Source organism: Variovorax sp. 10N420, from assembly GCF_056394705.1.
This window is the reverse complement of sequence record NZ_JBFTIJ010000006.1, coordinates 37,440-55,663: the sequence shown is the minus strand read 5'-3', so window position 1 is coordinate 55,663 and position 18,224 is coordinate 37,440. Positions and strand designations below refer to the sequence as shown.

The window sequence follows — 18,224 nt, the reverse complement described above, 5'->3', positions numbered from 1 at the left end:
TTCATTGCAACTTCCTTCAACCATAGACAAGGAGTTTTCATGGCCCAGAAAAAAATCGCCGTGGTCATCGGCAGCCTGCGGAAGGACTCGCTAAACCGCAAGCTCGCGCTGGCCATTGCGCATCTTGCCCCCGAGGACTTCACTTTCGAGCATCTGCAGATCGACGATCTCCCGCTCTATAACCAGGACCAGGACGGCAATCAGGCGCCTTCGGTCAAGCGCCTCAAGACCGAGATCGCGGCGGCTGACGGGGTGCTGTTCGTTACCCCCGAATACAACCGCGCAGTCCCGGGCGTGATGAAGAACGCAATCGATAACGCTTCGCGCCCCTATGGCCAGAGCGCCTGGGCGGGCAAGCCAGCCGGCGTGATCGGTATTTCGGTGGGCCAGATCGGCACCGCCATTGCGCAGCAGCAGTTGCGCACGATCCTGGCCTACCTGGACATGCCGACGCTAGGCCAGCCCGAGGTTTTCCTGCAGAACAAGGAAGGCCTTTTCGACGACAAGGGACATGTCGCGGAAGGTTCGACCAAGCAGTTTCTGCAGAGCTGGGTCGACAAGTACGTCGCCTGGATCAAGGACCACTCGAAATAAGCGCAAGAACGCGCAGCGGGCTGCCGGAGCCGCCCTGGATCTTCAGTGGCGCTGCCCAGATCATGGCGCCCCTCGGCGGCAACTGATGCAGGTTCGTCAGGCATTGCAGCCCGTAGCGATTGGCGCCGTGCATCAGCGTGTGGCACGGATAGGGCAGTGGCCACGAATGCGCCTGCCCGGCGTCGGTGTTGATGGTCTCCACGCCGAAGCCATGCACGTCGCGCTGCTCGATGAGCCATTGCACTGTTTCCTGGGTGGGCCCCGGCGTGTGGGCGCCGTCCTCGCGCAGATTCAGGAACGCCGCCGGATCGCTCGCGCGGCGGGACCAGTCCGTGCGAAACAATACCCACGCACCGGCTGGAATGCGGCCATGCTTTGATTCCCACGCTTCGAGGAAGGGCACGGTCAACAGCCAGTCAGGGTTGCCGGCGACTTCAGCGGAGGCGTCGACCACCACAGCCGGCGCGACAAAATTCCGGGCGTCGATGGTATCGACGCTGTTGTTCGGATGGTCCTTGCCGCTGATCCAGTGCACCGGTGCATCGAAGTGCGTGCCCGTGTGTTCGCCGCAAGAAAAGTTGTTCCAGTACCAGCCCGGACCCGCTTCGTCGTAGTGCGAGATCTTCTCCATCTTGAAGCCCCAGACTTGGCCGAACTGCGGCGGCAGTTGCAGCGCTGGAAAGTCGGGCGACAAGGTCTGGGTGAGGTCGACGACGCGGATTCGCCCTTCGAGCAGTTCGGAGGCGAGGCGATCAAGAGTGGCATGTGTCATGGGTGCGGATCTCCGTGGGAACAGTGAGAGCAGTGAGAGCAGTGGGAATGGTCAAGGCCGTGTAGTTGGTTTTCCAGTAGACGAGCGCGCCCTCGTCGCGCTCGCCGGTGCGAACTGCGCGCACGCGGCCAAGCACGACGCAGTGGCCGTGACGCTCGAAGCTTTCCTCGATCTCGCAGGCGAAGGCAGCCGTTGCGCCGTCGAGCAGCCACGCTTCTTCGATCCGATGCCACCTCGATCGCGCGTAGCGGCCCTCGCCCTGAATGCCCTGTCGGCCCGAAAAGCGCTCTGCGACGGTTTGCTGGTGCTCCCCAAGTACGTTGACGCCAAACCGTCCGTGCTCGCGCATCAACGGCCAGGACGAAGACGAGGCGTTGACGGACACCAGCAATACCGCGGGTTCGACCGACAGCGAGACGACGGACGTGGCCGTGAAACCCGTGCGCGCTCCAAGAGTGCCAACGGTGATGACGCTGACCCCGCCCGCGAGCTGCCGCATGGCCGTGCGGAAGGCGTGGCCGTCGACTGGATCGGCCGTGTCATGCATCGCGCAGGCCATGTGCATGGAGGATCGGGAGAACCGTGTCTCGGAAGTACGGGAACTCCTTGACGTAGTCGACGAAGGACAGCGTGGTGCCGCTGAAGCCGGCCTCGGCGAGGCTGATGATCCCCTGAGCCACTTGCTCGGGGGTGCCGACCAGCGGATAGCCACCGTGGCCCGCCGCCATGCGGTCGCGGATCAGCGCCAGCAGATCGTGCGGAAACGATTGTGCGTGCGCGAACTGAAGGTTGACCAGGTTGTCCACGGCCGCCCAGTCCGCATGCTCCTGCCCGAAATGCGAGAGATAGGCGCGCGCCTCTGCCTCCGTCGGCCGGCAGACCACATGAGAGAAAGTCAGTACTCCGACCTCGCGCCCCTTGGCGTTTGCCGAGCTTCGCAATTCGGCGACTTCATCCTTCGAGCGGGCAAGATCAATAGCCGGCGTGAAGAGGAAGTTCGCATTGCGCGTGGCGAATTCACGCCCCAGCCCCGAGCCTGCCGCATTGAGGATCGGCGGCAATTCGCCGTAGGGCTTCGGATGGCTGTGTATGCCCTTGAGCTGGAAATGCGCGCCGTCCCAGTCGAAGATGCCCGGGTCTTGCCAAAGCTTGCGCACCAGCTGATACCACTCTTCGGCGTAGGCATAGCGCGTCTCGTGATCGGGCGGGAGCTTCAGGCCCAGCGCCTCGTACTCCGGGTTGTTCCATCCGGCCACGATGTTCAGGCCGGCCCGGCCCTGGCCGAGCTGGTCGATGGTGGCAATCTGCTTCGCGACAACGACCGGATGGTTGGCCGCGGTGTGCGTGGTCGCGAACACCGTCAGTTGCTTGGTTTGGGCGACCAGTCCGGTTGCCCAGGTCACGGTTTCGAGAACATCGCCGTGGAAGTTGGTTTCGCCGCCGTAGCCGATCCAGCGTGCGATGGGCAGCATGAAGTCGATGCCCGCGTCGTCGAGCATTTGGGCGAGTTTCAGGTTGTTGTCCCAGGTGTTCTGCCAACGTTCCGGCACTTTGGTGACGGACATGCCGCTGGAACAGTTGGATGCAAAGGTGCCGAGCAGGAAGTGCTTGCGTTGCAGGAGGGGAGTTGCTTGGATTGGCATGGGGCGTGCATGTGTGGACTTGGACGGGTTCACGATAGGGGCACGGCGCGAGGGCAGTGTCCCGGGCGCGCAAGCGCTGTCCCATGAGTGCAAGTCTTTGTGCCGCCATGGCCGCAGGGAGCGCGGCGGTCGAGGGTTATCCCCGAAGTCCGGGCTCGGCGCGAGCGCCCAGTATCGGGACACGGGACTGCCCAGACGCGTTTCAGACCAGATTTCCGGAGAGAGCGTGATTCAAGCTTCAGTTGTTGCCGATGCCCAGAGCCCGTTGGCTCACGTCGGCCACTTTCAGACTTCAGATCTCGACGAGGCGCGCAGCCGCGTCACGCAGGTGTTCTGCGATCACAAGCTGACGGTCGTCGGCAGCCGCCAGCGCGTCAAGGCATCGATGCACTATCGCGGAATCGGCGCTTTGGGTTTGGGGCGGATGGGCTACGGCGCCACTGTGGCGATCGATCCGGGACGGCTTGAGAGCTTTTATCTCGTTCAGGTCCTTCTGAAAGGGAACGAAAGCGTGCGCACGGCGGGTGAAACGGTGCAGTCGACGAGCGCCGTCGCGTCGGTCGTCAGTCCCAGCGAGTCGATGACGATGCTCCACCATGAAGGTTGCGAGAAGCTGTTCGTGCGCGTGGAGCGCGCGGCACTCGAAAAGCATTGCGCCGGCCAGCTCGGCCGGCCCTTGCGCGACCCGCTCGTCTTTACGCCAGCGATGGTGCTCGATCAGCCGCAGGTGGCGGCATGGGCACGGTGGATTCGCTGGTTGTTCGAGGAGCTCGGCGACGACCTCTCGAAAAGTTCGCCATGGGTCGACTCCCCGCTGCTGGCTTCGCAAATTGAGCAAGCGGGCATTGCCGCACTGTTGCAATGCCAGCCGCACACGTACCGCGAAGTTCTCGGCGCGGCCGAGCACAGCGTCTCTCCCGGTTTCGTGCGGCGGGCGGAGGCTTACATCCACGATCACGCACACGAGTCGATTTCGATCGCGGACGTCGCCGGCCACGTGGACGTGAGCACGCGGGCGCTGTTCCTCGGGTTTCGGAAGTACAAGGGCACCACGCCGATGCGCTACATGTCCGATGTGCGCATGGCGCGCGTGCGCGACGAGCTGTCGCAAGGGCGCCTTGCCGGTGAAACGGTGCGCGATGTCGCATTGCGGTGGGGCTTCGCTCACCTTGGGCACTTCAGCGCACGTTATCGCGAGAAGTACGGCGAGTTGCCATCCCAAACGCTGAACCGCTGAGACCTAGGTCGACCGAATCAATCGCGCGCGCTATGACTGTTCATCCGTTGTCCCATCCTTCGTTGCGATGGCCTAGTGACCGCAGCTTCCCAGATGGTCGTGGGCGGATGAACAACCTGTTGGGACATTTCGGCTGTTCCAGCTTGATGCAAGGATGACGCTGCACATATCAACCCGCCGAAACTGTGGATCCTTGAACGCCAGGACGTCATCGTTGAAGGTTCCGAAAGTGCTGTCGGGGCGGTGCTTCATGCCCTGGTAGAAGGCGTCGATGATTCCCTGATTGAAGTCAGTTTCTCGGGGAAAGGCGGCGACAACGGCCTCCCGCTGAGCGTTGGTATATTGGTCATAGCCGCGGCCGGCTACATCCATGCCAGCCCCCGCCTGCACCAATGCGATCTCCGGACGCATGAATTGCGGTATGCCAGGCGTTGTGTGGAGAGCGACGGCGTTCCAAACCGTCTCGATATCGCTATCGGCGATGCCGTGCCCCCGAAGAAATTCACGCGCGGCATTCGCGCCATCCACTTCAAAGCGTAGCTGACTATTTTTATAGCGTGCGGTGAGGCCAATGTCGTGGAACATGGAAGCCGCGTAAAGCAGTTCAGGATCGAATTTCAATCCTGTTCGGTTTCCTGCCAAGACTCCCCAGCAATAAACTCGGACCGAGTGGTGGAAGAGCAAATCACTCTCGGTATCGCGAATGAGCTGAGTCAGTTCGCGCGCGAGTTTGCTGTCCGGGATACGCACCCCTGATATTTCCTTAAGCATCATGACTCTCTCCTGGCGTTGACTACCTGTTTTGGAATGACCGCCATAGGGGTGTTGCGGAAACTGATCGCCATGCGGTTGTAGGTATTCATCAGCCCGATGGCAATGGTCAGGTCCACTAGCTCCCGCTCGTCAAAGACGGTGCGAGCAGCTTGGTAGTCGCTGTCGGGGACCCCGGTCTCCGCCACGCGTGTCACCGATTCAGCCCAAGCCAGCGCGGCACGTTCCCGCTCGTCAAAGAGGGCGCCTGCCTCTCTCCATGCTTGCAGCAGTGCGAGCTTTTCGATTGCCTGCCCCTTCTTCAACAGGTCACGCGTGTGCATGTCCAAGCAGTAGGCGCAGTTGTTGATCTGCGAAACACGCAAGTACACCAGATCCACCAGAACCGGTGAAAGACCGCTCTGCGAGATGTACCCGTACACGTTGCCAAGTGCCTTGATGCCCGTTGGGGCGACTTCGTTGTAGTCGATTCGATTGCTCATGGTCATGGTTCTGCTGATCTTCAGGCCGGGAAACCGAGAAGTCGCGCGAAATCGTGCCTGCGTTCCCGAGGCATGCTTGCTTGATTCACCGGGGCCTCCAGATCGCCGTATCCCATGGACATGCCGAAGGCGGTTACTTCCTCCGGGGGCATCGCAAGATGGGATGCGATCTGGTCATGAAACTGCGCAAATGCGACCTGCGGGCAGGTGTCGACGCCACGTGCTTTCGCGGCGATCATCACGTTCTGCGCGAAGAGGCCGAGGTCGATCCAGCTGTGTGCCTTCAGTCTGCGGTCGATGCTGAAAATGAGACCGACCGGGGCGCCAAAAAATGAGAAGTTTCGCTCGGTTTGGCGCATGCGCGCCGAAGCATCGTTGCGATCAATCTTGAGGGAGGCGTAGTACCGCGCGCCGAAGTCAAGCAACCTCGTACGGAATACATCCGGCAACGGTTCGGGGAAGTGCGTCGGCGCCGGTGCGGTTCCGGCACGAAACGCTGCGACCAACGCATTTGCCAGCTGCTCCTTGGCCACGCCGCTGACCACATGCACCCGCCAGGGCTGGATGTTGCCACCGCTTGGGGCAGTTGCTGCATCCTCCAAGATCGCTTCCACAAGCGTGCGGCGCAAAGGCTCCGGCTTGAATGCACGAACCGCTCGGCGCGAATGCATGACGGAGGAGACGCATTTCGCAATGGTCTCCTGGGACCATTCAGTTGCCGTCTGGACCATGGTTCACCCCTGCAGCGGCGCGTCGTGATACGAAATCCGTCCGGAGGGGAGGAAGAACAGCGCAATCACGGCGCCGCCCTTTGCTTCCGGATAGTGGTGACTGCCCGGCGGCGGTGCGGTCCAGCCACCAAAGCACCAGCCATTCGGCCCCTTCAATGCGGCGCCGGAATTGAGCGGAATGACCATGTTGATCTCGCCATAGGGATGGCCGTGGTACTGCCCGAGGAAGTGATGATCAGGATGACCCTGCTGATTCCCTGTGCTGTCCATGTATACGGCTGTGATGCTGAAGTGCAGTGTGCGCTCCGAGGGCTCCGCGATGCGGCTGCGGCGGTAAGCCTGACCGTCGATCGGGACGTTCGCTGCCCAGCCGTCTTGCACGCCCTTCAACACCAAGTGAGCCAGGGTCCGATAGAGCTCGCTGTCAGCCCCGTACTTCTGGTTCAACCAGTTTTCGACCGCGGCTCCGGCGGTCATGTCCTTCACTTCTTCGAGGAAGGGGATGCAGCGCTCGATGAGCGCCTGTCTGTCCTGAATGTTTGTTTCGGTCATCGTGGTCTCGCCTTTGCGGAATGCCTGGACACGATCATGGGCGAAACTCGAACTGAATGGAAACGATAGATCTGCAGTTCCATAATGAACGCAATTCAACTGCAGGAGGTGAAGTCGTGAGCATTGGTCGCATGGACCTCAACCTGTTGAAGGTGTTCGAGGCCGTCTACGAGGACCGCAATCTGCTAGTGGCGGGTAAGCGCCTCAATCTGACGCCATCGGCGGTTAGCCATGCGCTCAGGAGGCTGCGCGAACTTGTGGGCGACGAGCTTTTTATGCGTACGGGGAAAGGCATGGTGCCGACCGGCCGTGCAACGGCGATGGCGCCGGGCCTGCGGGACTCATTGCGCCAGATCGAGGCTATCGTGGGAGTGGAGCCGTTTTCACCCGAAACATCCAAGCGGCGTTTCGTCATTGCGGCGAACGACCACGTGACCGAGGTGATTGTTGTGCCCTTGTCCCGAGAACTGCAAGAAATTGCTCCGCATATCGATCTCGTCATCCGTCCGTCCACGCGACTGGACTTGGCTGAGCAGATTGACTTGGGGCGCATCGACCTGGCTATTGGCATTTTTTCGCAGGTGCCGTCGCGACTCAACTCTCAAACGTTGTTGTCCCAGGGAGAGGCGATCTTGATGCGCAAGGGACACCCCGCCTCCCGCCGGAAACTCACGCTCCAGGATTTGACGAAGTACCCGCTGGTCACCCTGTCCGTCGGAGGACAGGAGGAGGGCGCAGTGGGAGGGTTTATCGTTGAACGTGGCCTCGCACGCCAGTCGGAAATGTTTGACCGGCATGCGTTGGAAGAGGCACTCATTGAATCGAAGGAGGGGCCGCGGGTGAGAATCACCGTCCCCCACGCGCTCGCCATTCCCGCGCTGCTTCGTGACACTTCAATGCTGTCCATCGTGCCCGCGTCTCTGGCAGTGGCTCTCACGAAGCGCGAAGACCTTATTCGCCGACCGCCGCCCTACCAAGCTCGACCATCGACCATGCGTGCGATCTGGCATGGCCGCGACGAGCATGACGTGGGTCACGCTTGGCTGCGCGAGAAGGTAGCGAAAGCGGCTCGAACCACTGAGAAGGCGCTCGCATAGCTGGCCTACGTGTCCGCAAACCGGCTCTGCGCGTTGGCGCACCTCTCAAATCTGCCAATTCGGGTGGTGCGCACCCAGAGGTGCGCGAGCCAGTGTGTGGCTTACGCGGCCAGCGTTGCGACGTCCTGATTGGCAGCCTTGCCTGTCGCTCCGCCAATATTTGCGCGTGCAGCGGCGATCGCAGCCGACTTTGCAGCATCGCCCATGGCAAGTCCTTCGGCGCGCACGATGCGCACATCGGTAATTCCGAAGAAGCCGAAAATGACCTTCAGGTAGCTCTCCTGGTGCTCCATCGCCTGGCCGCCGTCGCTGGTCGAGTACATGCCGCCGCGCGTCGAAGCGACGATCACGGTCTTGCCGGTTGCGAGGCCGACTGGGCCCTTGTCGGTGTACTTGAAGGTGCGGCCGGCTTGAGCCAGACGGTCGATCCACGCCTTGAGTTGGGTCGGCACCGTGAAGTTGTAGAGCGGAGCGCCGATCACGATGACATCCGCAGCCAGGAATTGCGTCACGAGGCGCTCGGAAACTTCGTTTTCGCGGCGCTGCGCTTCGGTGGGTTCAGCCTGAACGCCGACCTTGATGCCGAGCGCATCGGCGCTGAAGTGGTTGGGGGTGTCCACGGCCAGGTCGAGGTACTCGACGGTAGTGTGGGAGTGGGCCTTGCGCCAGTCGGCCACGATTTCGGCACTCAGTTGACGCGAAACGGAGTTGGTGCCCAGGACACTGGAGTCGACGTGCAGCAGTTTCATGATCGATAGTCTTTCTTGAACAGTGCCGGCGCTGAAATCGGTCGGCGTGAGTAGGATTCTATTTTTGTGGCGATTGGCTGATAAGTAAGTAAAAATGGCCCAGTTCGTTCCAAAAATAGGACAGTGGATCATGCAAGACCTGAACGACATGGTGTTCTTTGCCGAAGTGGCGGAGCGCGGCGGCTTTGCAGCTGCCAGCCGCGCGCTTGGCATTCCAAAGTCGCGGCTTTCGCGCCGCGTCGCCGATCTGGAGGCCCAACTCGGCGTCCAACTCATGCAGCGCAGCACCCGGCGCCTATCCCTCACGTCTGCCGGCGAGATCTACCTGAAGCATTGCGCTGCCATGCGCGATGCGGCGCAAGCGGCGGCGGAGGCGGTGGCGCAAGCCCAGACGGAGCCGCGCGGAACGGTCCGCTTGAGCTGCCCCGTGACCTTGGCGCAGAGCAGCGTGGGGCCTTTGCTACCGCGTTTCATGGCGCTTTATCCCGCAGTGCGCGTGGAGATGCGTGTGCTGAACCGGCCGGTCGACCTGGTCGAGGAGGGCGTCGACCTGGCGCTGCGCGTGCGACCCGAGGTCGAGGACAGCACAACACTTGTAGCCAAGATTTTCGGAATCAGCCGCGGCATCCTGGTCGGCAATCCAGAACAGATCCGGCAGCAGGGGCCCGTGTCGGCGCCAGCGGACTTGTCGAAGCTCGACACCGTTTCGATGTCGACTGGCGATGGTCGTGCCAACTGGCGCCTCGAAGGGCCGAGTGGCAAGGTGACCGTTCATTCGCATGTGCCGCGCTACGTGGCCGACGACCTGCTTACGCTCAAGTTCGCCGTGGTGCAAGGCACCGGAGTCTCAGTTCTGCCTGACTACATGTGCCGCAGCGAACTGAAAGCAGGAAAGCTGGTTGAGGTGCTGCCGGGCTGGGGGCCGGCTCCGGGCATCACGCACATGATGTTCCCCGCCCGGCGCGCGTTGGTCCCGGCGGTGCGCCGGCTGATCGATTTCCTCGTGGAAAACCTCGACAGCGATGAGCCGCACGATCTTGCCGGGTGAGTTCCACCGCTTTTCCTTATGCGCAAAACACCATATTCAAACAAGCAGATATTCGTTTGTCTTTGAAGCGATGCTTCGCAGAATCCGGGGCTGCCCACCAACGCCTCCAACGTATTCTCCGTGTGACAAAACAAACCATCGTGATCGTGCCGGGCTGGCGTGACTCCGGTCCGGGCCACTGGCAAAGCCTGTGGGCCGAGCGGATGCAAGGCGCAGTTCGAGTGACGCAGGATGACTGGATCACGCCGACACGTGCGGCGTGGGTCGCTGCACTCGAAAAGCTTGTGCTCGAGAGTCCCACGCCGGTCGTCATCGCCGCACACAGCCTGGGCTGCATTGCGACGGCACACCTCTGCGAAGCCGCGGCCGCTCGCATCAGCGGCGCGCTGCTGGTGGCGCCGGCGGACCCCGAGCGCCGTGCCGTCTTGTCCGATTTCGCGCCGGTCCCTCACGCCAAGCTGCCCTATCGAAGCATCGTCGTCGCGAGCAGCAACGACCCCTTTTGCCCCGTGCGTTTGGCGGGTGCTTATGCTCGCGCTTGGGGAAGCGAATTCGTTCGGATGCAGAATGCCGGCCACATCAACATCGAATCCGGGCATGGGGACTGGCCGCTGGGCCTCGCTCTGCTCCAATCCTTGACGGACGAGCCGACCACTCTGATGGACGGCCGTCGAAATTTCGAACCTTTGGCAACTCTATGACTTCCAGAATCAAGACGATCCTCGGCGCGCTGGTGCTCGCCGCCGCCGGCGCTGCGTCCGCGCAACCGACCTCGCTTCTCAATGTCTCGTACGACGTGGCGCGCGAGTTCTACAAGGACTACAACGCCGCCTTCGTTGCGAACTACAAGAAGACCACCGGCAAGGACGTCAAGATCGACCAGTCGCATGCGGGCTCCAGCGCGCAAGCTCGCGCCGTTGCGGATGGGCTGGACGCCGATGTGGTCACAATGAACACCAGCACCGACATCGAATTCCTCGCCAACGCTGGCGTGGTCGCAAAGGACTGGGCCAAGCGTTTCCCGTACAACGCGTCGCCGACCACGTCGACGATGCTGTTCCTCACGCGCAACGGCAATCCCAAAGGCATCAAGGATTGGGACGATTTGATCAAGCCCGGCGTTCAGGTCGTGATCGTCAACCCCAAGACCGGCGGCAATGGCCGCTACGCCTATCTCGCCGCGTGGGGCTACGTGAAGAAGAAGGGAGGCACCGACGCCCAGGCGGCCGAGTTCGTCGGCAAGCTCTTCAAGAACGTGCCGGTGCTCGCGCGCGGCGGCCGCGATGCGACGACCGCCTTCCTGCAACGAAACATAGGCGACGTGCTGATCACCTTCGAATCCGAAGTGGTCTCCATCGACCGCGAATTCGGCGCAGGCAAGGCACAGGCCGTGTATCCGTCCATCAGCATCCTGGCCGAGAACCCCGTCGCTGTCGTCGAGCGCACGACCGCAAAGCGCGGCTCCGGCGAGCTTGCCAAGGCATATCTCGAGTACCTCTACTCGGACGAGGCGCAGGAAATCGCGGCCAAGCATGCGCTTCGCCCGCGTTCCGAAGCGGTGCTCAAGAAGTTCTCCGCGACCTTCAAACCGCTGCAACTCTTCACCGTGCAGGAACTGTTCGGCAGCCTGAGCGAAGCGCAGAAGGTGCACTTCAACGACGGCGGGCAGTTCGACCGGCTGTACACGCCCGGCGGCAAATAAATGAGCGGTGCCGTGTCTTCGGCGCTGCCGTCCTCGGCGGCGCCGCTTGCGCGTGCGGGTGGCACAGGTGTATCTCGGCGCGTGCTGCCGGGCTTTCACCTCACGCTCGGCTATGCGCTGCTCTACCTGAGCCTGATCGTCCTGATTCCGCTTTCGGCGCTGGTTTTCAAGACCTTCACGCTCACCTGGGACCAGTTCTGGGTCGCGGTCACAGCACCTCGTGTGATGGCGTCGTATCGCCTGACCTTTGGCGCATCGCTGATTGCCGCGCTGGTCAACCTGGTGTTCGGGTTGCTGGTCGCCTGGGTGCTCGTTCGCTACAAGTTTCCCGGCAAGCGGATCGTGGACGCGCTCGTCGACCTTCCTTTCGCATTGCCGACGGCGGTCGCCGGCATCTCGCTGACCGCGCTACTTGCCGGCAATGGCTGGATCGGCCAATACCTCGAACCGCTCGGCATCAAGGTGGCCTTCACCCCGACCGGCATCGTGATTGCGCTGATCTTCATTGGTCTGCCTTTCGTGGTCCGGACCGTCCAGCCGGTGCTCGAAGACACTGAAAAAGAACTTGAAGAAGCCGCCACGAGCCTCGGCGCAACGCGCCTGCAGACCTTCACGAAGGTGATCCTGCCTTCGATCGCGCCGGCGCTGCTGACGGGTTTCGCGATGGCGTTTGCGCGCGCCATCGGTGAATACGGCTCCGTGATCTTCATTGCCGGAAACATGCCGATGATCTCGGAGATCACGCCGCTGATCATCATCGGCAAGCTCGAACAATACGACTTCGGCGGTGCGACCGCGGTGGCGCTGGTGATGCTGGTGATTTCGTTCGTGCTGCTGCTGGTCATCAACGGCCTGCAAGCGTGGCAGCGGCGCCGCGCGGGGAGTTCGTCATGAGCGCGCGTTCCACCACCGTTCGCCGCGCGCAGGCCGGAACGACCGAATCCGCATGGGTGCGCCGAACGCTCATCGGCATCGCGATGCTGTTCATGCTGCTGTTCCTGGTGCTGCCGCTGGCCGCCGTCGCCACCGAAGCACTGCGCAAGGGCTTCGAGGCCTACCTCGATGCGTTGAAGGAGCCCGATGCGTGGAGCGCCATCCGCCTCACCTTGCTGACAGCCGCCATTGCCGTGCCGATGAACCTCGTGTTCGGGGTCGCGGCCGCATGGGCCATCGCCAAGTTCGAGTTTCGCGGGAAGGCATTTCTCACCACGTTGGTCGATCTGCCGTTTGCCGTGTCGCCCGTGGTCGCCGGCTTGATCTACGTGCTGATCTTCGGCGCGCAGGGCTGGTTCGGACCTTGGCTTGCAGCGCACGACATCAAGATTATCTTCGCCGTGCCCGGCATCGTGCTGGCGACGGTTTTCGTGACCTTTCCGTTCATCGCGCGCGAACTGATCCCTCTGATGCAGGCGCAGGGCACGGAAGAAGAGCAGGCCGCCATCGTGCTGGGTGCGACCGGCTGGCAGACCTTCTGGCGCGTGACGCTGCCCAACATCAAGTGGGGCCTGATCTACGGCGTGATCTTGTGCAATGCGCGTGCGATGGGCGAGTTCGGCGCCGTGTCGGTCGTGTCGGGTCACATCCGCGGCCAGACCAACACGATGCCGCTGCATGTGGAAGTGCTCTACAACGAATACCAGTCCGTCGCCGCCTTCGCGGTGGCATCGCTGCTGGCCATCCTGGCTTTGGTCACGCTGGTGATCAAGTCCTTCGTCGAATGGCGGCACGAGCGTGAAATGAAGGCCATCGCCGACCTGCCGCCAGAGCGGCCCCGGACATGAAGCTCGCCCCCAGGTTGCCCGCACTTCGTGTCGGGCGCCCATCCCCTGCCGGGGGCAACACCGGCGGCCCGGCGAAGCCGGTTCCGCGGTGTTCCTGGCTTGGGGACTATGGCAGTTTCATCGGGTGGCGCGGCCACGCAGTCGGTGGAAAGTGAAGGAGAGGAAACATGAGTATTGAAATTCGCAACGTCAACAAGGCCTTCGGCGACTTCCAGGCCTTGCGGAATGTGAGCCTCGACGTCTCGTCGGGCGAATTGGTCGCGTTGCTCGGCCCCTCGGGCTGCGGCAAGACCACGTTGCTGCGCATCATCGCGGGACTGGAAACGGCCGACGCGGGCAGCATTCTCTTTTCGGGCGAAGACACGACCGATGTGCACGTGCGCGAGCGGCAGGTGGGGTTCGTGTTCCAGCACTACGCGCTGTTCCGGCACATGACGGTGTTCGAGAACGTGGCGTTCGGTCTACGTGTGAAGCCGCGCAGTGCGCGTCCTAGCGAAGCGCAGATCAAGGCCAAGGTGCATGAGCTTTTGAAGCTGGTGCAACTCGACTGGCTGGCCGATCGCTATCCCGCTCAGCTGTCGGGCGGCCAGCGCCAGCGCATCGCCCTGGCGCGTGCGCTTGCAGTCGAGCCCAAGGTGTTGCTGCTCGACGAGCCTTTTGGCGCGCTCGATGCCAAGGTGCGCAAGGAACTGCGCCGGTGGCTTCGGCGCTTGCACGACGAACTGCACGTCACCAGCATCTTCGTCACGCACGACCAGGAAGAGGCGCTCGAAGTCGCCGACCGGGTGGTGCTGATGAACAGCGGGCAGGTCGAACAAGTCGGCTCTCCGCAAGACGTGTGGGACCATCCGGCGAGTCCGTTCGTCTACGGCTTCCTCGGTGACGTGAACCTCTTCCACGGGCGCGCTCACGAGGGCGAGGTGCACGTCGAAGGCATCCGCATCGACTCCCCGGAAAACAGCGAGCTCCGGAACGGAAAGGCACTGGCCTACGTGCGGCCGCATGACCTCGAGGTCAGGCGCTATGCGCCCGGTGCGACCGGAATCGTCGCAACGTTGACTCGCGCGATCGTGGTCGGCCCCATTGCGCGGCTGGAACTCGAACCCACCGAATCGAATCCAGATAATCCGGGCTCCGGAACCATTATCGAAGCGCAACTCCCTGCGCAACAGTTCCGGGACCTGGGTCTGCACGAGGGCGACACCGTTGTCGCCACGCCGCGCAAGGCCCGGGTGTTCGTAGAGGACTGGGTTTCACCATGATCGACTGGTATTTCGGCGCGCCTCGGCGTGCCCTGGCTTTGATTTGCGCCGCATGTGTGGCGATGCTTGCATTTGGCATGTATCTGCAGCACGTGGTCGGGCTCGAACCTTGCCCCATGTGCATCGTGCAGCGGTACGCGCTGGTGCTGGTGGCGGTATTCGCGGGGCTGGCCTCACTGAGCCGCCGAAAGGGGCTGCAGGTGACGGGCTCGCTGCTCGGGCTGATCATGGCTGTGGGCGGCGCATACACCGCCGCGCGCCAGAGCTGGCTGCAATGGCATCCGCCGGAAGTCGTGACGTGCGGCCGCGACATCTACGGGATGATCGAGACTTTTCCTCTCCAGCGCGCGCTGCCCATGATCTTTCGCGGGGCCGGTGATTGTTCGAAAGTCGATTGGACGCTGCTGGGGCTGTCGTTGGCCAACTGGTCTTTCATTGCATTCACCGTGTTGGGACTGCTGTTGATCGCTCTGATGTTCCGCCGCGGAGCCTCCAACAACGTGCGCTGATTCCAGCGCACGGCCAAACATATCGCGCGCCATGCAATGTGGCGCGCGGAGTGCGTCAATCATTGCACTCCGATTGAAGTTCTGGACCTTTCTGGACCTTTCTGGACCTTTCTGGACCAGCTTCGCGATCCTTCTCGGCCATTTGAAGGCCAAACAAAGAGACGCGGAGAGTAGATTTGGCGCGGTCGGCTCCGACTGCGATTTGAAGATCCCTCCAAGTCGAATGCATTGCCCTTTCTGACATGGGCACCTCGCGCACGGACTCGCCGATGCAATCCACGATCGACTATGAATCCCAAGGCCGAGGTCTCCATTCCGTTTGCGCATCCCGTCTATGTTCGAAGCGTGCTCGACTGCCTCAACAGCCGTGGCGTGTCGCCATCTACAGTGCTCTCAAACGCGGGTTTGGCATGGCAGGACCTCTGCGACGGGCAGGACATGGTGGACTTCTCGGTCTTTCGCCGCTTCGTCGCGCAAGCGGTGCTGTGCAGCGGAGAGCCGGCCTTGGGCCTGATGGCCGGCTCGATGATCCAGCCCTATCACAGCCCTGTCGGCATCGCCGCCGTGACGAGCGAAAGTCTCGGCCAAGGCCTTGAATTTGTGAGCCGACATGCCGGGCAGATCTTCGGTGGTGTGGAGTTCCAGATGGAAAACGGGCGCCAATGGAGCATCCTCAAGGTCAGGCCGTCGCGTCCGTTGTGCGAGACCCACGTCTTCGTTACGCAGTCCATCGTTGGCGCGCACTGCAGACTGCTGGAGGCAATGTTGGGGCGGCCCGCTGACGAACTCACGGTGGGGTTGCCTTACCCCCGGCCTGCGGGCAACGACGTGCCGTGTCTGCGGTACGTGCGACGGGCGGCATTCGACCAGGAATGCCTGACGTTTCAGTTGCCGACAGAGATGCTTCATTGGCCTTGTACTTCCGCTGATGCAAAGGCATTTGTCGCAGCCGCGGAGGCTTGCGGACGTGCGGCATCGGAACAGGGGCAGGGGGACTTCGTGCAGCGCGTCCGCCGCGCGCTTCTCGAGCGGCTGGCGATCAATCCGGAAGCGGGTGAGTTGGCTGTCGATCTCGGAATCTCCGGGCGAACGCTCGTGCGCAGGCTTGCAGATGCGGGCATCAATTACTCCGATATCAAGGACAACCTGCGCAAAGAGCACGCCGCCTGGTACTTGCAGCACACCGAACTGTCGATGGAAGCCATTGCGTCGCAACTGGGCTATTCAGACCCGACCAGCTTCGGTCGAAAGTTCAAGACCTGGTATCGCGTCGCGCCCAGCAAGATGCGGCAGAGCTTGCGCTCCGCCGCTCATTGATCTGCCGCAGTCCGGCTGAGCTCATGTGAACTGGGCGGCCATGGCGACTGCGCGGCAGCAAGCGTTCGCACGCGCAGTCTGATCAGCCATGACCCATGCGCCCGCTCGTTCAGGCGCCTTGCATGCGCAAGCCTTGCTCCCCGCCGTGGCGCTTTGACTGAGCATCGTTGATGCTGCCGATGTAGGCGATCGAGTCATTGACGTGGGAGAGGATCTCGACGGAGCGGACCTTCAAGGCCATGCCGCATCGCGTCAGTTGAACCTTGCGCGTCGTGCGCTGAATCAATGGTGCTTTCAGCATCGATTCAAGTCGCGTGATGCTTCTGCTGACGCTTGATTTATGAATCTGCAACGCGTCCGCCGCCATCGAGAAGCTGGCATGTGATGCGACGTACGCAAAAACGCGCAAGTCATTGAGGTCCAGGGCTTTGTCTGCGATGTGTTTGGACAGGATACTGTTCGGCATTGAGGCTCCCTTGCCATATCTTTGACCGAACAATCCGCCGTTGGCATGTGCGGGTCGTCGGCTGATGGCTATTGTGAAAATGAAAAGGGCCGCCCGACTCTCGCCGGACAGCCCTCAAGAACTGCCTAAGGATGCTGATATTTTTCAGCTTGCTGTCAGGTGGCGTTAGAAGGCGTGACGGATACCGATGTCGTAACCGGTGGAGGATTTCGGCACGGTCCAGACGCCGTCAAACACTGCGTTGTAGGCTGGGCCTCCAACTGTGAAGGCAGTTCCGTTCTTGTTGTTCACGCGAGCAACCGTGGTGTACAGAGCTGTGCGCTTCGAAAGGTTGTGCACATAGCCAATCGCGAACTTGTCGGCCTTTGGCTCTTCGCCGAGTTCGATGCCGCGATAACGCACTGACGAGTACGAGGCACGGATAAGACCTGGACCGACGGGGACGGTGGCCCCGAGCAACCAACCCTTCGTGCCGGGATCAGCCAGCAAGCCAAAGCTATCGGTGTCGATTTCGAGCTTGTTGTCAGAGTACTCGCCGAACAACTTGACCGGTCCAAAGTCGTACGAAGTACCCAGGCTCCAGTTGACCGAGTTTGCAGTCAATCCGAGGAAGAAATCGTCCGCCACAGTGCTTTGGCCGTAAGAGAGAGCCACATCCACCGGGCCGTTGGCGTATCCGACGCGACCACCGATATAGCGGCCGGTGCGCTGCGAGTCGGGCACACGAGGGGTCAGAACTGCCGGATCGAACTTTGCGTGTTCGTTGAACGAGTACATGAACTGTCCGTACACACCACCAAGTTTTGGTGGCAGGAAGTAGCCGACCGAGTTGCTGGCGCGCGTGTAGTTTTCGTTGTTCATTGACTGGCCTGCCGACACGATCAGGTTCGTGCCAACGCCATTGGCGCCGAACGGGTCGAACACGGTGTCGTTCCAGTAAGTCGGGGTGTAGTCGCGACCGAGGCGGACTTCACCGAATGCTCCGGCGAGGCTGACCGTCGAGCGACGGTTGAAGCTGAGCCCACCGCCAGTTGCCTTCCCGCTGCCGTCGTCGTTGTTCAGCCCAGCTTCGAGCCAAAAGCTGGCAGCCAAGCCGCCGCCCAGGTCTTCCGTCCCGCGGAAGCCCAGGCGGCTGGAGTTGTAGCCGGAGTTGGTGAGAGCGGTCTGGCTCGTCGTGAGGCTATTGCCCAGGGGGGTCTCTGCCCGGTTCGAGTAGCTGCTCACAGCAGCATCAACCACGCCGAAGAGCGTGACGGAAGACTGTGCCGAGGCAATGCCTGCGCTGGTCAAGGTGGCCAGGGCAGCCAGGGCGACAAAGGATTTTTTCATTCAGGGTTCTCCTAGGTTCAACAAAGGCACCGGTGTGACAGGCTCACCGTGACGGCACGTTTGTGCTCCCCACCGGCCCCCGGGCCAACCTCCCATTGGGAAGTTGAGTCGATTCCATCAGAGGCCCCTCCTTGCGGCAGACGCGCTCCTGCAAGATCGCCCCATAACCCTGCAAGATCGAC

The 18,224-nt window shown here is 61.9% G+C and carries 21 protein-coding genes; 11 read left to right on the top strand and 10 right to left on the bottom strand.

Annotated elements, in window-relative coordinates:
- The first annotated feature begins 39 nt into the window (after positions 1–39).
- Positions 40–594 (top strand): NADPH-dependent FMN reductase, encoded by a 555-nt coding sequence (locus AC1DEK_RS16660; RefSeq protein WP_478126380.1) that lies wholly within the window; start codon positions 40–42, stop codon positions 592–594.
- Here AC1DEK_RS16660 and AC1DEK_RS16655 read toward each other — a convergent pair.
- Genes AC1DEK_RS16655 through AC1DEK_RS16645 form a run of 3 tightly spaced genes read right to left on the bottom strand, consistent with a single transcriptional unit; the run spans position 575 to position 3,009 of the window.
- The gene (locus AC1DEK_RS16655) at positions 575–1,366 is read right to left on the bottom strand and encodes a cyclase family protein (protein WP_478126379.1); all 792 of its coding nucleotides are present in this window, start codon (positions 1,364–1,366) and stop codon (positions 575–577) included. The genes AC1DEK_RS16660 and AC1DEK_RS16655 overlap by 20 nt on opposite strands.
- On the bottom strand, positions 1,347–1,913 hold the full coding sequence (locus tag AC1DEK_RS16650) for a flavin reductase family protein (RefSeq protein WP_478126378.1): 567 nt from the start codon (positions 1,911–1,913) through the stop codon (positions 1,347–1,349). Before AC1DEK_RS16650 ends, AC1DEK_RS16655 begins: the two co-directional genes overlap by 20 nt.
- Entirely contained in the window at positions 1,906–3,009 is a 1,104-nt protein-coding gene (locus AC1DEK_RS16645) for an LLM class flavin-dependent oxidoreductase (RefSeq protein WP_478126377.1), read from the bottom strand. Before AC1DEK_RS16645 ends, AC1DEK_RS16650 begins: the two co-directional genes overlap by 8 nt.
- Before the next feature lie 226 nt (positions 3,010–3,235).
- On the opposite strand from AC1DEK_RS16645, the gene AC1DEK_RS16640 reads away from it, so the two are divergent.
- Positions 3,236–4,246 carry an AraC family transcriptional regulator gene (locus AC1DEK_RS16640; RefSeq protein WP_478126376.1) on the top strand — a complete coding sequence of 337 codons (1,011 nt, stop codon included), beginning with the start codon at positions 3,236–3,238 and terminating at the stop codon, positions 4,244–4,246.
- Positions 4,247–4,318: 72 nt separating this feature from the next.
- Here the strand turns inward: AC1DEK_RS16640 and AC1DEK_RS16635 are convergent, their stop codons facing one another.
- From AC1DEK_RS16635 to AC1DEK_RS16620, 4 genes are read right to left on the bottom strand one after another with little or no spacing between them, the layout of a single operon-like run.
- On the bottom strand, positions 4,319–5,017 hold the full coding sequence (locus tag AC1DEK_RS16635) for an HD domain-containing protein (protein ID WP_478126746.1): 699 nt from the start codon (positions 5,015–5,017) through the stop codon (positions 4,319–4,321).
- Positions 5,017–5,499 carry a carboxymuconolactone decarboxylase family protein gene (locus tag AC1DEK_RS16630; protein WP_478126375.1) on the bottom strand — a complete coding sequence of 161 codons (483 nt, stop codon included), beginning with the start codon at positions 5,497–5,499 and terminating at the stop codon, positions 5,017–5,019. The genes AC1DEK_RS16635 and AC1DEK_RS16630 overlap by 1 nt, the downstream gene beginning before the upstream one ends.
- A gap of 20 nt (positions 5,500–5,519) precedes the next feature.
- On the bottom strand, positions 5,520–6,230 hold the full coding sequence (locus AC1DEK_RS16625; protein ID WP_478126374.1) for a nitroreductase: 711 nt from the start codon (positions 6,228–6,230) through the stop codon (positions 5,520–5,522).
- Positions 6,231–6,233: 3 nt separating this feature from the next.
- Positions 6,234–6,782, bottom strand: coding sequence for a 4-hydroxylaminobenzoate lyase (locus AC1DEK_RS16620; protein WP_478126373.1), 549 nt, complete (start codon positions 6,780–6,782; stop codon positions 6,234–6,236).
- 116 nt (positions 6,783–6,898) lie between these two features.
- On the opposite strand from AC1DEK_RS16620, the gene AC1DEK_RS16615 reads away from it, so the two are divergent.
- Complete coding sequence (locus tag AC1DEK_RS16615) at positions 6,899–7,879, top strand: LysR family transcriptional regulator (RefSeq protein ID WP_478126372.1); 981 nt, start codon at positions 6,899–6,901, stop codon at positions 7,877–7,879.
- Between the two features lie 101 nt (positions 7,880–7,980).
- Here AC1DEK_RS16615 and AC1DEK_RS16610 read toward each other — a convergent pair whose 3' ends face one another.
- Positions 7,981–8,628, bottom strand: a complete 648-nt coding sequence (locus AC1DEK_RS16610) for an FMN-dependent NADH-azoreductase (RefSeq protein WP_478126371.1) — start codon at positions 8,626–8,628, stop codon at positions 7,981–7,983.
- A gap of 130 nt (positions 8,629–8,758) precedes the next feature.
- Between AC1DEK_RS16610 and AC1DEK_RS16605 the strand changes: the two genes are divergently transcribed.
- The 8 genes from AC1DEK_RS16605 to AC1DEK_RS16570 all read left to right on the top strand — a co-directional run bounded on the left by AC1DEK_RS16605 (position 8,759) and on the right by AC1DEK_RS16570 (position 16,247).
- The gene (locus AC1DEK_RS16605) at positions 8,759–9,676 is read left to right on the top strand and encodes a LysR family transcriptional regulator (protein WP_478126370.1); all 918 of its coding nucleotides are present in this window, start codon (positions 8,759–8,761) and stop codon (positions 9,674–9,676) included.
- A gap of 122 nt (positions 9,677–9,798) precedes the next feature.
- On the top strand, positions 9,799–10,377 hold the full coding sequence (locus AC1DEK_RS16600; RefSeq protein WP_478126369.1) for an RBBP9/YdeN family alpha/beta hydrolase: 579 nt from the start codon (positions 9,799–9,801) through the stop codon (positions 10,375–10,377).
- The gene (locus tag AC1DEK_RS16595; protein WP_478126368.1) at positions 10,374–11,378 is read left to right on the top strand and encodes a sulfate ABC transporter substrate-binding protein; all 1,005 of its coding nucleotides are present in this window, start codon (positions 10,374–10,376) and stop codon (positions 11,376–11,378) included. Before AC1DEK_RS16600 ends, AC1DEK_RS16595 begins: the two co-directional genes overlap by 4 nt.
- On the top strand, positions 11,379–12,272 hold the full coding sequence (gene cysT, locus AC1DEK_RS16590) for a sulfate ABC transporter permease subunit CysT (RefSeq protein ID WP_478126367.1): 894 nt from the start codon (positions 11,379–11,381) through the stop codon (positions 12,270–12,272).
- Entirely contained in the window at positions 12,269–13,159 is an 891-nt protein-coding gene (gene cysW / locus AC1DEK_RS16585; RefSeq protein WP_478126366.1) for a sulfate ABC transporter permease subunit CysW, read from the top strand. Before cysT ends, cysW begins: the two co-directional genes overlap by 4 nt.
- A gap of 167 nt (positions 13,160–13,326) precedes the next feature.
- Complete coding sequence (locus AC1DEK_RS16580) at positions 13,327–14,421, top strand: sulfate/molybdate ABC transporter ATP-binding protein (RefSeq protein ID WP_478126365.1); 1,095 nt, start codon at positions 13,327–13,329, stop codon at positions 14,419–14,421.
- The gene (locus AC1DEK_RS16575) at positions 14,418–14,930 is read left to right on the top strand and encodes a disulfide bond formation protein B (protein ID WP_478126364.1); all 513 of its coding nucleotides are present in this window, start codon (positions 14,418–14,420) and stop codon (positions 14,928–14,930) included. Before AC1DEK_RS16580 ends, AC1DEK_RS16575 begins: the two co-directional genes overlap by 4 nt.
- Positions 14,931–15,218: 288 nt before the next feature.
- Positions 15,219–16,247 (top strand): AraC family transcriptional regulator, encoded by a 1,029-nt coding sequence (locus AC1DEK_RS16570; RefSeq protein WP_478126363.1) that lies wholly within the window; start codon positions 15,219–15,221, stop codon positions 16,245–16,247.
- Between the two features lie 109 nt (positions 16,248–16,356).
- Here AC1DEK_RS16570 and AC1DEK_RS16565 read toward each other — a convergent pair whose 3' ends face one another.
- Complete coding sequence (locus tag AC1DEK_RS16565; RefSeq protein WP_478126362.1) at positions 16,357–16,713, bottom strand: LysR family transcriptional regulator; 357 nt, start codon at positions 16,711–16,713, stop codon at positions 16,357–16,359.
- A 165-nt stretch (positions 16,714–16,878) separates the two neighbouring features.
- Positions 16,879–18,042, bottom strand: a complete 1,164-nt coding sequence (locus AC1DEK_RS16560) for a porin (protein ID WP_478126361.1) — start codon at positions 18,040–18,042, stop codon at positions 16,879–16,881.
- Positions 18,043–18,224 lie beyond the last annotated feature (182 nt).